General features: G+C 29.2%; 12 protein-coding genes. 4 read left to right on the top strand and 8 right to left on the bottom strand.

All coding sequences use genetic code 11. The annotated features are described in order from the left end of the window. The 8 genes from L8W64_RS02965 to mqnE all read right to left on the bottom strand — a co-directional run. The coding region (locus tag L8W64_RS02965; protein ID WP_263659815.1) for a cache domain-containing protein at positions 1–1,029 on the bottom strand (1,029 nt) is incomplete at its 3' end. Between the two features lie 78 nt (positions 1,030–1,107). Then, a complete protein-coding gene (locus L8W64_RS02970; protein WP_263661044.1) occupies positions 1,108–1,848 on the bottom strand; it encodes a Tfp pilus assembly protein FimT/FimU in 741 nt (246 codons plus the stop codon). Further along, positions 1,845–3,002, bottom strand: coding sequence for a hypothetical protein (locus L8W64_RS02975; RefSeq protein ID WP_263672833.1), 1,158 nt, complete (start codon positions 3,000–3,002; stop codon positions 1,845–1,847). Before L8W64_RS02975 ends, L8W64_RS02970 begins: the two co-directional genes overlap by 4 nt. A 6-nt stretch (positions 3,003–3,008) precedes the next feature. Continuing rightward, positions 3,009–3,542, bottom strand: coding sequence for a hypothetical protein (locus L8W64_RS02980; RefSeq protein ID WP_133319345.1), 534 nt, complete (start codon positions 3,540–3,542; stop codon positions 3,009–3,011). Between the two features lies 1 nt (position 3,543). Next, positions 3,544–5,937 (bottom strand): molybdopterin-dependent oxidoreductase, encoded by a 2,394-nt coding sequence (locus L8W64_RS02985; protein ID WP_263672834.1) that lies wholly within the window; start codon positions 5,935–5,937, stop codon positions 3,544–3,546. A 61-nt stretch (positions 5,938–5,998) separates the two neighbouring features. After that, on the bottom strand, positions 5,999–6,439 hold the full coding sequence (locus L8W64_RS02990) for a phosphoribosyltransferase (RefSeq protein ID WP_133319347.1): 441 nt from the start codon (positions 6,437–6,439) through the stop codon (positions 5,999–6,001). Between the two features lie 9 nt (positions 6,440–6,448). Next, positions 6,449–7,765, bottom strand: a complete 1,317-nt coding sequence (locus tag L8W64_RS02995; protein WP_263672835.1) for an NCS2 family permease — start codon at positions 7,763–7,765, stop codon at positions 6,449–6,451. A gap of 8 nt (positions 7,766–7,773) precedes the next feature. Then, positions 7,774–8,838, bottom strand: a complete 1,065-nt coding sequence (gene mqnE / locus L8W64_RS03000; RefSeq protein ID WP_133319349.1) for an aminofutalosine synthase MqnE — start codon at positions 8,836–8,838, stop codon at positions 7,774–7,776. Positions 8,839–8,958: 120 nt separating this feature from the next. On the opposite strand from mqnE, the gene L8W64_RS03005 reads away from it, so the two are divergent. The 4 genes from L8W64_RS03005 to L8W64_RS03020 all read left to right on the top strand — a co-directional run bounded on the left by L8W64_RS03005 (position 8,959) and on the right by L8W64_RS03020 (position 15,052). Further along, on the top strand, positions 8,959–11,313 hold the full coding sequence (locus L8W64_RS03005) for a nucleotidyltransferase (RefSeq protein ID WP_263672836.1): 2,355 nt from the start codon (positions 8,959–8,961) through the stop codon (positions 11,311–11,313). Between the two features lie 3 nt (positions 11,314–11,316). Then, positions 11,317–13,116 carry a glutamine--fructose-6-phosphate transaminase (isomerizing) gene (glmS, locus tag L8W64_RS03010; protein ID WP_263662841.1) on the top strand — a complete coding sequence of 600 codons (1,800 nt, stop codon included), beginning with the start codon at positions 11,317–11,319 and terminating at the stop codon, positions 13,114–13,116. A 128-nt stretch (positions 13,117–13,244) separates the two neighbouring features. Then, positions 13,245–14,636 carry a class II fumarate hydratase gene (fumC, locus tag L8W64_RS03015; RefSeq protein ID WP_263659823.1) on the top strand — a complete coding sequence of 464 codons (1,392 nt, stop codon included), beginning with the start codon at positions 13,245–13,247 and terminating at the stop codon, positions 14,634–14,636. 41 nt (positions 14,637–14,677) lie between these two features. Continuing rightward, a complete protein-coding gene (locus L8W64_RS03020; RefSeq protein ID WP_220566296.1) occupies positions 14,678–15,052 on the top strand; it encodes an HIT family protein in 375 nt (124 codons plus the stop codon). The last annotated feature ends 131 nt before the right edge of the window (positions 15,053–15,183 follow it).

The raw sequence follows: 15,183 nt of genomic DNA on the forward strand, positions 1-15,183 counted from the left end.
ATTGATACCTTTTTGGATTGCTTGTAAAGGGGATAGTAATTTTGAAGAAAAAAAGTAAATAGCAAAACATGAAATAAACAATATAATAATAGAAAAAATAATTTGCTTATATGCGTCTTTTAAAACCAACATTTCCAACTCATCTTGCTTTTGAGTTGCACAAGCAATATAGCTTACTTTAGCTTTTGAATTATCTATATTAGCGCAAATTCCAAATCTTTCTTCTTGTGTATCAACGCTTATATATTCAAATGTTTTATAATCTCCAAATTGCTGATGATATTTTTTTATCTCTTCTATACTTGGATGTTGAGTTAAGATTAGTGATTTATTATTTGATGCAAAAGGAATAGAGCTTGTTGTATCAAAAACAAAAACATTTCCTGGAAGTTTTTCAAAGGTCTTTTGCAAAGATGTTAGCAGTAAATCAACACCTAAAACACCTATCAACTTACCGTTTTTCTTAATCGGGGTAGAATAAGTAAAACTAGGTAATTTTGTAACAGAATCTTCATAAACATCGCTTATGAACACTCCATCATTTGCAATAGCCCCTTTATACCAGTCTCTAGAAGTAGCATCGTAACTTGGATCATCATAAGAAGAAACTCCACCACCTCTTTTTCTAAAATTAACTCCTTTTTTATCAGAAACAGTATCGCTTACAAGCATAGTTCCATCGGGAAAACCAACATAGACAGCTAAAGTATTTGATCCATCTTTAAAAATTTTTAAATCATCTCCTAGTATTTGCTCCATAGAATCAAAATTTAAAACTTGATTTTTTCCCAAAGAATCAATGTATTTTTTTATGGCAAGTAAAATATCTATATAGCCATCAACATATCCTTCCACTTGAGTTTCTGTGATCAATAAATAATCTTCATTCGCTTGTTTACTGTTTGAAATTAAATTATTTCTACTAGAAACAAATGCCATTATAGTGATTATTGATAAAGCTAAAAAGACAATAACACCAACAACAATGGACAATTTATTTTTCACACTCATTTGTGTATTTACATTCATATATCTCCTTTTTTGTATTTAAATTGAAGTATTTTAGTAAATATATTTTATCAAAAAAATAATAAATTTTAATAAAAATTATATATTATGACAAAATATTTGTTTATTATTTAAAATAATACTCTGCTGGTTTAGTGAAGAAAAATTAGGTATATAAGCATAACCGCTGATAGGATTTATAACTATACATATATGCTGATCTTGTTTATTAGATAATCTTATAATGCAGTTATTATTAAAAGATGAGAGTTTATCATAAGGACGCATAGCATTTTTCAAAGGTGTATATAAGCGACCATAATCATCAAAAATTAAACGCGTACTTCCCTTGCAAGCACCTTCAAACAAAACTTTTGAAATACCATATGTTTTTTCTATATTATATTTTAAATTCGCCTTAGAATCATTTTGATTTATTACTCCGCTTTGTCCTGAGTTCATCAATAAGTTTGGATTAATTAAATCAACAGCTATTTCTCTGTCTTTATTAATCATGTTTTTACCTATATTTGCATTACCATCACCATTTTTATCTAAAAAAATAGTATAAGTTTGTTCATTATTTGTAGCTGACTTTGAGCGTATGAAATATAATTGCCATTTAGCTTTAAACCACTCTCGTTTAGCAATATTAAATTCTTTTACTCTAAAATCATTTTGTATTAATGCTAAATGTCTTGTGTATTTAATATCATTTAAAATTTGTTCAGCCCCTAAACGCAAATAGTCAGGTTTGTAATAAAAATACCCCATAGAAAACAATAAAGATAATATAATACAAACAAAAACTAATTCCATTAAAGTAAAAGCTTGTTTCATTTTATATAATAATAAATTTTATGCCTACCTAAACTAACATATATCTTACTAGTTTTTTTACTAGAATGAAGTTCTAATTTACCTTTGGAAATACCATAAAATTTAAGTCTTAAAGCTAACTCTTTATCTTTAGTGAAAATATGTGTAAAATTTCTTTGTTTTAACTTTGAAGACAATTCTTTAGCAATATGATAATCATAAGCAAAATGTTTTTTTGGATCTTTTAATAAATAATAAAAACTTTGATTAAAAATAATACCAAGATAAAAAAATAGTAAAAAAACTAAAGAGCATTCTATAAAAATTTTATGTTTTAGGCGTAATTGTGGCATTCTTGAGCGATAAGAAGACATTAAATAACGAACTAATAATGGAGTACAAACTACACAAAAAGGTAAAAAGTCTTCTAAAAAAAGTCTTTGTCTTATAGAAAAAATCAAACAAAAAACGAAAGTAGTTGCACTAATAAACCATAAAAGAGGTTTATCATCTTGTAAAAGAATTCTATAAATAACATAAAAAAAATAAAGAAAAATTAAAGGTGAAAAGCAAGCTGCAAAAATACCTAAAGTATCTAAAAAATATCCTTTAGGTTTTCCACTTGCATCAAAACCATAAATACTCATTGCAATAGCAAATAAAATCAAAGAGCATGCAATAAGTAATTTATCTTTTTTATATATAGCAAAAAAGAAAAAAGATAAATATAAAATTACAAAATTTCCATCTACAAAAAGAACTAAAAAAAACAAGATATAAAATAAAAAGAATTTTTTATATTCAAACAGCACCAAAATCAAAAGCGTAAAAAATATTACTATGCTAGATTCATTGATAAGCAAAGCGCTGGCTACACTACCAGGAAGCAATATAAAAAGCACAACAGAAATAAAAGCATCAAAAGAAGTTTTGGTGTATCTTAAAGCCAAAATATACAACAAAATACAACTTAAAGAATGCAACAAAACAAACGGAAGTCTTAATCCAAAATCATTTTGTCCAAGAAGAGCAGTACCAAATCTAGCAATCATAGCAATTAAGCTATGATCGTAAAAATAAATTTGTGCTTCATTGTAGCTGATAGATAAAGTGCTTACACCATATAATAAAGCACAAAAATCAAAAAATAAAACGGCTAATAAATACCTTTTCATTTTTGATTAGTCAAGTTTTACAGGCCCATTACTTGCGTGAGATTGTAAAAATCTTAAAATTCTATCTTTTTCCGCATCAGTGATTTTAGCAAAACCTTGCATAGCAGATAAATATGCATCCCATTCTTCCATTAAATGTTCTTTTGGTTTATGTGCTGCGTGACAACTTGTGCAAGTATCATAATAAGTTAATTCTATCTCATCCCAAGCAAGAATTTCTTGATCGGTCAAATCTTTACTTTTAACTAAAAATTCCATTTCATTACTTGCATTTTTACCATTTAAAGTAAGTAAAAGATAAATTCCATCTTTGGTATAAGCAAGGCTTTTTGGATTTGACTCCACAACCTCACCTTTGACTTTAATTAAAGAGTATTCACCTTCTTCTTTTATAAGCTCCACTTTAGAGCCTTCATAAATTTGTCCTACTACTTTTTTACTAGCACTATCTAAAAGATCTACTTTTTCATTAAAAATAAACATATCTTTAGCAAACAAAGCACTAGCTAAAAAAGTTAATGTCAATATAATTTTCTTCATTTTAAGCTCCTATGATTTCTGGTGGTGTAGTTGAATTATAAGGTTTTATAACTTCTTTTAGCTTTTTAATACCCACTAAGCAAGTATTTACACTAGTTGCTTGAGCCATAGTTGAAGTTGGTCTTGAGCTTGTTAAAACATTTACATGACCTGCATTACATCTTGGCTTGCTATCGCTTACATCTTCAGGGTCATACCAAGCACCTTCTTGGATACTAACAACTCCTTCCATGATATTATCTGTTACAAAAGCACCTGCTAAAAGTGATCCACGATCGTTATATACTTCTACAACTTCTCCGTGGGTAATACCAAGTTTTTTGGCATCATTTGTATTAATCATCACAGGTTCTCTACCTTGAATTTTATACAAATCTCTCACCCAAGTATTATCAAGTTGAGAATGCACTCTATATCTTGGATGTGGACTTACTAAATGGAAAGGAAATTTTTTAACTAATTTTTCATTACCCAGCCACTCTGCAGGCTCAAACCATATTGGATGTGCTTTAAAATCATCTAAATTGTATTTTTCAAATTTTGGAGAATAAATTTGGATTTTTCCACTTTCTGTTGCAAGTTTATTTGCCACAGGATCGGCTCTAAATTCAGAGTGTCTTACAAAATTATAAGCTTCTTTTGGTGGTTCAAAATGGATAAAACCTTGTTTCCAAAAGTCAGCAAATTCCATATAATAAGGACAATCACTTCTTCCATAAAAACCTTCAAGCCATTGTTGTTTTGTTTTATTACCTGTAAATTTTTTATGCTCTCTCTCGCCAATTCTTTTTGCTAATTCTTCGAAAATATCATAGTCATTTCTACTTTCAAAATAAGGCTCAATTACTTTTTTCATAGCATAAACATAATCTTGAGAATAAGAGCCACCAAAGCTAATATCATCTCTTTCTAAAGTTGTAGTTGAAGGTAATACAATATCTGCCATTTTTGCCATAGGAGTCCACCAAGGCTCATGTACAATTAATGTATCAAGTGTTCTTAAAGCTTTGATAAGTTCATTTGTATTTGGATGATGGCCCAATACAGAAGCGCCCACTACATACATGAGTTTAATTTTAGGATAAGTGATTTCTTTACCTTTAAATTTAACTGTTTTACCTGGATTTAAAATAGCTTCTGAAACTCTACTTGCAGGAATATTAGTATCAAGATTATTTTTACCTTGTGGTAAACCTACTGGTAATCTTACACCTGAAAATGCTTGACCACCACCTGAATAATGCATAGAAAAACCAAATCCACCACCAGGTAAGCCTACTTGACCTATCATTGAAGCTAAAACCATTAAAGTCCAATCAGCTTGCTCACCATGGTGTGCTCTTTGCATAGCCCAGTTACCTGCTAAAAAGGTTCTATTTTTTACAAAAGTATCTGCCAATGCGGTAATAACTTTTTCTTCAACGCCGGTAATATTTGCAGCCCAAGCTGGAGTTTTATCAATACCATCAGTTTTTCCAAGCAGATAAGGTAAGAATTTGTCAAAACCATCAGTGTATTTTTCAATGAATTTTTTATCATATTTTCCACTTTTATATAAATAATTCATCATACCAAGCATTAAAGCAACATCAGTATTTGGACGAATCTTAATCCACTGAGCATTTAAAATTTCTGCTGTTTGAGTATATTGAGGATCGATAGTTATAAATTTAATTTTTGATTTGCTGTATTTTTTATAATAATCATCATTACCACGATTTGCAACTTTAAAATCAATTTGATTGCATTTATAAAGATCAGCTCCCCATAAAACATAAACCTGAGTGTTTTCCAAAATAACTTCATGAGAAGTTTGTAAAGAATAAACTTCCAAATCTCCTACTATGCTAGCATTTACTTTACCAGCAGCACCATTACTATACTCACCATCAGTGCCAATATGGCCACCTAAAGCGGTATTAAAAAATCTTCCTGCTACTGAGTTACAATTGTGCAATAAACCTACATGTCCCCATGCACCATAACTTGCATTAAATAAATTTTCAATAGGGGTTTCTTTTAATTTTTCCAATACAAGCTCTAAAGCTTTCTCCCAACTTACTCTTACAAAAGGTTCTTTACCTCTTAATTTAGGTCTTTTTTTACCTTCTAAAAAGCTTTTTCTAACACAAGGATACTTTACCCTAGTGTCTGAATAAGTTCTATCGATAATGGCATCAGTTATTACTGAAGGATGTTTATCAGATTTTTGTGGAGTAACTTTTACTATTTTTCCTTCTGAATTTACTTCAGCCCAAAAAGCACCAAAGTGAGTTGCATGAGGAATTTTTTTAGTATCGTAAAATTTTGTTTGTGCTGCCATTAAAGGATTAACGGAAGCAACTGCTGAAGTTGCAGCAAGACCTTTTAAGAATTTTCTTCTTGTTAAACTCATGTTTGTCCTTCCTTTTAGTTTAGTATTTAATTATATTGTATTATTTATAGCTAATAATAAACTAAATTTTAATACTCCAGAAAAAATCAATCCATTCTTTAGCTTCTTTAATATAAAATTCAGGGATTAATAATGCTGAAGTTTTGTAAAAAACACTTGCTACTTTAAGCTCTAAATGAGGAAACTTTTGACTTAAGACTCTCTTAATTTCTATCATAGTTTCGCCACTATCTATGATATCATCTACCAAAAGAACTTTTTTATATGAACTAAGATCAGGAATATTAAAAATTTTAATCGTATCTAATTTTTGAGTATCTTCATAATGGATAGAATTTAAAGAAAATAAATTTCTATTACCCATACCTTCTGCTAAAAAATGGCCTAAAGTCATACCACCTCTTGCTATAGCAAGTAAAACATCGGGATTAAATTCCTCTTTTATTTTGCGCGTAAAAGGGATAATTTCTTTTTGAAATTCTTCATAAGCATAATAATACATAATCACTTCCTATAAAAATTGTAATAAAAATACCAATAATGAAATTGCACTTAAAATGATAATTCCAAGATTAATTTTATCAAATTCTTTTTGCATAATACGTATAAATAAATACGCAATAAAACCAAAAGCAAAACCTGTTGTAATAGAATAAGTCAGCGGCATCATAATAATAATAAAAAACGCACTCACAGCTATTGCTTTATCTTTAAAATTAATATTTGCAACTTCCATAAACATTAAAACTCCAACAAGAACCAATACAGGATAAATAGAATTTGCAGGAATAGCTTTAAATACCGGTAGTAAAAATAAAGTGAAAACAAAACATATAGCAGTAACTAAAGCTGTAAGACCTGTTCTACCGCCTGCTTCAACTCCTGCTGAACTCTCCACAAATGCCGTTACAGTAGAGGTACCAACAACTGCTCCCATAGCTGAACTAACAGCATCTACTCCTAAAGTTTTTCCTAGTTTTTTATCACCTTGTTTTGGATCATCAAATATTTTTCCTCTTGAGCCTACGCCTGTGATTGTCCCTACGCTATCAAAAAGCTGAGTAACAAAAAAAGTAAGCACTATAGGAATCATACTAAGCTCTAAAGCTCCTTTAATATCAAGCTTACCAAATATTGCACTTAAGCCATTATCTCCGTTTATAACTGGCATCGATAAAAGTTGTTCTGGAAACCTAGCTCCATCAATACCAAAAATCCAAGCACACAAAGCACTTACAAAAACAGCTAAGATAAAAGCAGCTTTAATCCTCCAAGCCCAAAAAACAAAAACTAAAAACAAACCAAATAATCCAAAAAGTACTTTAGTGCTTGAAAAATCTCCCAAGCCTACTAAAGTTGCTTCACTTTTGGTGATAATTCCCATTTGCACAAGTCCCATAAAAGCTATAAAAGTTCCAATACCCGCTGATATAGCTTTTCTTAGATCATTTGGTATGCTTTTTATAACCCAAATTCTAAAATTAGTAAAAGATAATAAAGTAAAAACAATACCTGATAAAAAAACAGCCCCCAAAGCACTTTGCCAAGGAATTTGATAAGTATTACACACGCTAAAAGTAAAATACGCATTTAATCCCATGCCTACACTCATAGCCACAGGAGTATTAGAAAAAAAAGCACTTAAGGTAGTAGCTATAATAGTTACCAAAGCGGTTGCTACGATTAAAGCTTCTAGTGGCATACCTGAATTACTCATTGTATTAGCATTAACTGGTATAATATAAATCATTGCTAAAAAGGTAGCAATACCTGCATAAATTTCAGTTTTTACATCGCTATTATGCTCTTTAAGTTTAAAAAAATCCATTTTAATCCTTAATAAATTTTTAGTTCATTATATAAACTATCTCGCTCTATTGCTATATAACCTGAACTTTGAATCATCTCTATGAAGGTTTTTAAACTTAAGCCATTTGAACTTTTTGCTCCACCTGCACTTTGTATGCTTTCTTTTTCTATGGTACCATCTAAATCATTTGCGCCAAAATCTTGAGCCACCATAGCTAAATTTATACCCATAGTTGCCCAATAAGCTTTGATATTTTTAATATTATCAAGTACTATTCTTGCTATAGCTAAAGTTTTTAAAATTTCCACCGAGCCAAGTGGCTTTTTACCTGTAATAAAACTATTATCTTGTTGCCAAACTAAAGGAATAAAAGCATTAAACCCGCTTGTTTGATCTTGGAGATTTCTTAATCTTATCATGTGATTAATTCTATTTTCTCTACTTTCTATATGCCCAAATAACATAGTAGCATTACTTTGTTTACCTTTTTCATGCCAAAGTTTGTGAATTTTTAGCCAATTTTCACTACTTACCTTACCATGACAAATTCTTTTTCTAACTTCTTCATCAAAAATTTCAGCTCCACCGCCTGGCATAGAATCAACACCATACTCAAGCATTTTTTCTATTACTTCTTCATAACTCATATCAAAAGCTCTACTTAAAAAATCAACCTCAGCAGCAGTTAGAGCTTTAATGTGTAAAAATGGATATTTTTCTTTAATCATTTTAAAAATTTCTAAATACCACTGCCATGATGTATTTTTATTGTGCGCTGAAACAATATGAATTTCTTTCGTATCTCTTAAAACTGTCTCATCAACTATTTTCATTATCTCTTCATGTGTCATAGTGTAAGGATTAGGATTTTTCCTATGTGCTGAAAAAGCACAAAATTTACAAGTATCTGCACATATATTTGTAGGATTAATATGTCGATTGATATTAAAATAAACCTTTTTGCCATGCAAATTAGTACGAATTTTTTGTGCATATTTAGCTAGAGTAAAAAGCTCTAAATCCCAAAGTTTATTAGCCTCTTCTTCGTTTAATCTTTCTTGATTTTCTAATTTTTCTATAATTGTTTGCATATTCTTACCATATTTTTAATTTTAAACTACAATTATAATTTTAACTTACTTAAAATTTAATACAAAGTATTTTTTGGTATGATTTTAACAAAAATTTAAAGCAAGGAATAATTTTCAAAAATGGATATGCAAAAAATTCAAAAATTAAAAAATTCTTTAAAAGACTATGAGGCATATTGTTCTAGACTTTTTTTAAAGCAAGGCTCTTTTAGCTTTTACCATTCTAAAGAGATTGATCGTTTTATAGAAGATATTTATGAACTTGTTTTAAATGATTTTTTTGATGATTTTTTTCCACATAATGACAAAATTCCTTTTTGTATTATCGCCATTAAACAATATGCTAAAATGAATTTAAGCATAAAAGAAAGTATTGATTTATTGCTCATTTATAAAGATATAAAAGCTTATAATATTAAGCCTTTAATGAAAGCATTTATTACTTTTTTAAACGATATTGGTTTAAGCATTAACTATCAAATTTGTGAAATAAATGGACTTTATAATATAGCTAAAAATGAGCTTAAACAAAATATTTTACAATACCGCTATATTAGTGGCTCTAAGATTTTATTTAAACAAATCAAAGAAAAAATTTCCCAAGCTCAAGATGAGTTAAAAGAAGAATTTGCTCTAAAAATCTTGCAAGAATTTAACCCTTATTATCAACCTTTAATCAAGCAAGAATTTGATATTAATAAAAATTTTGGCGGTTTAGATGAGCAACTTAATATAGAAAATTTAAATATTTTATTTAAAGATTCTCCCAAAAATTATATGCTTAATTTTATCAATGAAAAAGAATTTAGCGAATTTAAGCTTGCGAGTGATTTTTTATTTTCACTTAAATGTGCAATGAATCTTTTAGAAGGTAAAAACACAAATTTATTTTTAATACAAAATTCACAAGAACTTGCCAACTTAATGCATAAAAAAGAAAAGAAAAATTTAGATCTTAAATCCATACTCATTCAAAAAGCAATGCAAAGTATGCAAATTTGTGGAATTTATACACATTTTTTAGCAAGATGCATCCAGGAAAAACATTATAAAGAAAATAAACTTTATGAAATACAAGATAACTTTTTTACTCATTCAGATGAAAATGAAAATTTAAATTTAATACTCAATCGACTTTTAAAACTAGAAGATGAGGATTTTATTTTTGATATTAAACTAATTTTTGCATTAAAAAGAGCAAAAAATAATGATGAAAATTTGGAGTTATTTAAAGGTATATTAGAAAAAAAACATTCTTTTAGTATTTTAAAACTACTAAACAATGCAAACATTTTAAAAGATTTTTGCAAACCATTAATTCAAAGTAAATTTTTACTCGAAGAAGAAGGTATTTATAGTGCATTAGATAGAGCATTACTTTGCTTAAAATACTTTGAAGAAAAAGATTGCAAATTTGATAAAAAAACACTTCTAATAATAAAGCTTACCATACTTTTAAGTGCTATTCATGAAGAAAATGAAATTTCTTTAGCTAATATTTACAGAGCTTATGTTGGAAAATTCCAAGTTGATAATGAACTTTTAGATTTTGGCTTAAGATTATTTAAAAATTTCAATGCTTTTAAAGATATTATAGAAAAAGAAGATATTTATAATTCTACTATTGTATTAAATTTTATTTCCAAATTAAATGATACTCATACCCTAAAAACCTTACATCTTTTATCTTTTTGCAATGCTAAAGCTTTGGGTATAGAAAATCATTTTTATTATAAAAGTTTAGAAAGATTGTTTCAAAATGCACTAGAAGGTTTTGAGGATGAAAATTTAATTGATGAGAGTCAAAGAAGGGTAAAAAAAGAACAAACTCTAAAAAGAAGCAAGGCTTTTTTAGATCTTGATGAGCAAACTCAAAACAATATCACTCATATTAAATCTAATCTCTTTTTTATAAAAAATAGCTTTGAAAAAATTATTAAAATAACACAGATTGCGCAAAAAGAAAATTTTACTTTTTGGCTTGACAATCAAGATAATTTTACTCTAGAGCTTATAATGAATAGAAAAAATAATCTTGAAAATATACTCAACACTTTAAGTTCTTTAAATTTAGTCTTTATGAGTTTTTTTGAATTATTTGATGAAAAAGTTTATCTGAAATTTGAATATTCAGATATAGTAAGTGATAATCAAAAACAAAGTTTAGAAAATTTACTTAATTCTAAATTGCATTTAAAAGTACAAAAAAAGGCAAAAAAACCAAACATTAAAAAAGATGAATTAAAATTAGACATGAATTATTCCAAAAGCTATGCCAAAATAACCTTAAACACAAAAGATCAAAAAGGTTTAATGGCTTATGTAATGGATGTACTTGCAAGATATGATATTATCTTAAGTGCAGCAAAAATTCAAACCATAAAAGAAAGAACGCGAAATGTTTTGATTTTGCATAAAAATGAAAGCTTGCAAGATCATAAAGATCAAATTCTTAAATCACTAATAAGCGAGTAAAAGATGTGTGGAATAGTAGGTTATATAGGAACTAAAGAAAAGAAAAAAATCATATTAGAAGGTTTAAAAGAGCTTGAATACAGAGGCTACGATAGCGCCGGTATAGCAGTAATGAAAGATGGAGAATTAGACTTTTTTAAAGCAGTTGGAAAATTAGAAAATTTAGCTAACAAAACTGCTAATTTTAATAGTGATGGATTTGGGCTTGCTATAGGCCATACGCGTTGGGCAACTCATGGAAAACCAACCGAAATAAATGCGCATCCACATTTAGGACAATACTCTTGTGTAATACATAATGGAATCATAGAAAATTACCAAGAATTAAAAACAAAACTCACACAAGAAGGTATTAATTTTCTAAGTCAAACTGACACTGAAGTTATTGTACATTTATTTGAATATCATGCGAGTAATTTAGAACCATTTGAAGCTTTTAAAAAGACCATAGCTGAACTAAAAGGTGCTTTTGCAATCTTGCTTGTGAGTAAAAAAGATCCTAATACAATTTATTTTGCTAAAAATGCTGTGCCACTCATCATCGGAAAAAATGGCGATGAAAATGAATATTATTTTGCATCAAGTGATGCACCTTTAGTTTCTTTAGTGGATAAAGTAGCTTATCTTGAAGATGGAGATTATGGATATGTTAATTTAAATGAATGCAAAATTTGTCATGATCAAGCTTGTATACAACCTACTTTTGTGGCTTTAAGTCAAGATAAAAGTTATGCTCAAAAAGATGGTTATAGGTTTTTCATGGAAAAAGAAATTTATGAGCAAAGTAGAGTTTTAGGCGAAGTTTTAATGGGACGATTACAAGGTGAGCAGATTGTTTTTGAAGATATAAATGAAACTCTTTTACAAAACATAGATGAAATCACACTTTGTGCTTGTGGTACAAGCTATCATGCAGCATTAAGTGGGGCTTATTTACTTGAAAGACTTGCAAAAATTAAAACTAAAGTTGAAGTAGCAAGTGAATTTAGATACAGAGAAGCCATTATAGGTAAAAATACTCTTTTTATAGTAATCTCTCAAAGCGGCGAAACAGCTGATACACTAGAAGCTTTAAAAATAGCAAAAACACAAGGAGTTAAAACTTTAGCAATATGCAATGTGGATAATTCTAACATCGTGCGTTTGGCTGATATATCTTTACTTACTAGAGCGGGTATTGAAAAAGGCGTAGCTTCAACTAAAGCATTTGCCACTCAAGTAGCAACTTTATGGATGCTTGCAATCTATCTTGCACAAAAAGCAAATTTAGATATGAGTAAAGAAATCAAAGCTCTAAGAAGTTTACCAAGTATAGTTAAAGTTGAACAAAACTTGCATGAAAAAGTACATAGAATTTCAAAAAGATACCTACATGGCCATGGCTTTTTCTTTATAGGAAGAGATGTGTTTTATCCATTAGCACTAGAAGGAGCTTTAAAACTTAAAGAAATTTCATACTTACATGCAGAAGGCTATCCAGCAGGAGAGATGAAACATGGGCCTATTGCTCTAGCAGATAGTGAGCTTTTTACCGTTGCATTAATGCCGCAAAATTGTCTTTATGAAAAAACAAAATCAAATGTAGAAGAATTAGCTGCAAGGGATTCTACTTTACTTGCTATCTCTCCACTTGATTTTGATTTAAGTGATGATTTTATAAAAACTTCAAAACAAGAGCACTATATGTGCGAATTTTTCGAAATGATGGTAATCTTACAGCTTCTAGCTTTAGAAGTTTCTATAAGACTTGGCAATGATGTGGATATGCCAAGAAATCTAGCAAAAAGTGTTACAGTAGAATAGTATTTGTGTAGTTTTGAAAAAAACTACACCTTTCTTCAAAAATTTTATAAATACTTCTTAAATTATAAGCAAACTTTAGGGTTTATTTAGTTTAAATATCACAACTTATTTTATTACAAGGAAAGGCCATGGAATACAGAATCGAACACGATACTATGGGAGAGATAAAAGTTCCTAATGATAAATATTGGGGAGCACAAACTGAAAGAAGTTTTGAAAATTTTAAAATTGGTTGTGAGAAAATGCCAAAAGTTTTAATTTATGCTTTTGCAAATCTTAAAAAATCTTTGGCTTTGGTAAATAATAAACTTGGTAAATTAGATGATGCTAAAAAAAATGCTATCGTGCAAGCTTGCGATGAAATTGTAGCAGGAAAATTTGACGATAATTTCCCACTAGCAATATGGCAAACAGGTTCAGGCACTCAAAGCAATATGAATATGAATGAAGTTATAGCAAACCGTGCAACTGAAATTATGGGTGGAGATTTTAGAAAAGAAAAGCTTGTTCATCCAAATGATCATGTAAATATGAGTCAAAGTTCAAATGATACTTTTCCAACTGCTATGAGTATAGTTTCGGTAGAGCAAGTAGAGAAAAAACTTATCCCTGCTTTAGATGAGCTTATTGCAACTTTTGAAAAAAAAGTAAAAGAATTTGAAGGAATTATTAAAATAGGAAGAACTCACCTTCAAGATGCTACACCACTTACCCTAGCTCAAGAATTTAGCGGATATCTTTCTATGTTACTTCACTCAAAAGAGCAAATCATCGCTTCTTTACCTACATTAAGAGAACTTGCAATAGGTGGGACAGCTGTTGGTACAGGATTGAATGCGCATCCAGAACTTAGTGAAAAAGTAAGCGAAGAATTAAGCAAGTTAATAGGCACTAAATTTATTTCAAGTCCAAATAAATTCCATGCCCTAACAAGCCATGATGCAATTAATTTTACTCATGGGGCCATGAAAGGCTTAGCTGCAAATTTAATGAAAATAGCAAATGATATTAGATGGCTAGCAAGTGGCCCTAGATGTGGTCTTGGAGAGTTAAACATACCTGAAAACGAACCAGGAAGTTCTATCATGCCAGGCAAGGTTAATCCTACTCAATGCGAAGCTTTAACTATGGTTGCAGTGCAAGTTATGGGAAATGATGCAGCTATTGGCTTTGCAGCAAGCCAAGGAAATTTCGAGCTTAATGTTTTCAAGCCTGTGATTATTTATAACTTCTTGCAAAGCCTTGATTTATTAGCTGATGCTATGCATTCATTTAATATCCATTGTGCTGTTGGTATAGAGCCAAATAAAGAAAAAATTGATTTTAACTTGCATAATTCTTTAATGCTAGTAACTGCACTAAATCCACACATTGGCTATGAAAATGCAGCTAAAGTAGCAAAAAATGCTCATAAAAAAGGTATTTCTTTAAAAGAAAGTGCTATGGAACTTAGCTTAGTAAGCGAAGAAGACTTTGCTAAATTTGTAGATCCTACAAAAATGATAGGAGTAAAAAAATAATCAAAAGACTAGGATTATTCCTAGTCTTTTTAAGGATTTAGATGATTTATGAAAATGATTTTTTATTTATAGAAAAAGAAGATTCTCAAATTCCTTGGGTAAAAATTTTTACTAAAGAAAATTACAGAGAATTAAGTGATTGTCCATCCTTTTTACAAAATATGCTTTTTCAGTATGTTTTAGCTTGCGAATTAAGCCTTAGAGAATACTACAACCCAGAAAAAATCAACATAGCTTCCTTTGCAAACTATGTGCCAAGAGTGCATTTTCATGTTATGGCACGCTTTAAAGAAGATGGGTTTTTTCCTGAATGCATGTGGGGAAAACAACAAAGAGAAATTAAGGATTTAAAATTGCCTGATTTTGAAGGATTTGTATCAATTTTACTTAAAAAAATAAATAATATTCATGTTTAAAAATTTATTAATTCTAGTTATCAAGTCCTATTACATTATCTACTTAGGATTATTTTAGTACAAAAATCATATAAGTTTAAAATATGAGAAAATCAAACTATAAGCTTGATAATAATTCATCTTTATTTTTA

Origin of the sequence: Campylobacter sp. IFREMER_LSEM_CL1097, assembly GCF_025772225.1 — a bacterium.
GTDB lineage: Bacteria > Campylobacterota > Campylobacteria > Campylobacterales > Campylobacteraceae > Campylobacter_D > Campylobacter_D lari_D.

Bases quoted from the DNA above. Each gene is read 5' to 3' on its own strand.
- L8W64_RS02970 (WP_263661044.1), bottom strand. From the start codon at position 1,848: ATGAAACAAGCTTTTACTTTAATGGAATTAGTTTTTGTTTGTATTATA.
- L8W64_RS02975 (WP_263672833.1), bottom strand. From the start codon at position 3,002: ATGAAAAGGTATTTATTAGCCGTTTTATTTTTTGATTTTTGTGCTTTA.
- L8W64_RS02980 (WP_133319345.1), bottom strand. From the start codon at position 3,542: ATGAAGAAAATTATATTGACATTAACTTTTTTAGCTAGTGCTTTGTTT.
- L8W64_RS02985 (WP_263672834.1), bottom strand. From the start codon at position 5,937: ATGAGTTTAACAAGAAGAAAATTCTTAAAAGGTCTTGCTGCAACTTCA.
- L8W64_RS02990 (WP_133319347.1), bottom strand. From the start codon at position 6,439: ATGTATTATTATGCTTATGAAGAATTTCAAAAAGAAATTATCCCTTTT.
- L8W64_RS02995 (WP_263672835.1), bottom strand. From the start codon at position 7,765: ATGGATTTTTTTAAACTTAAAGAGCATAATAGCGATGTAAAAACTGAA.
- mqnE (WP_133319349.1), bottom strand. From the start codon at position 8,838: ATGCAAACAATTATAGAAAAATTAGAAAATCAAGAAAGATTAAACGAA.
- L8W64_RS03005 (WP_263672836.1), top strand. From the start codon at position 8,959: ATGGATATGCAAAAAATTCAAAAATTAAAAAATTCTTTAAAAGACTAT.
- glmS (WP_263662841.1), top strand. From the start codon at position 11,317: ATGTGTGGAATAGTAGGTTATATAGGAACTAAAGAAAAGAAAAAAATC.
- fumC (WP_263659823.1), top strand. From the start codon at position 13,245: ATGGAATACAGAATCGAACACGATACTATGGGAGAGATAAAAGTTCCT.
- L8W64_RS03020 (WP_220566296.1), top strand. From the start codon at position 14,678: ATGATTTATGAAAATGATTTTTTATTTATAGAAAAAGAAGATTCTCAA.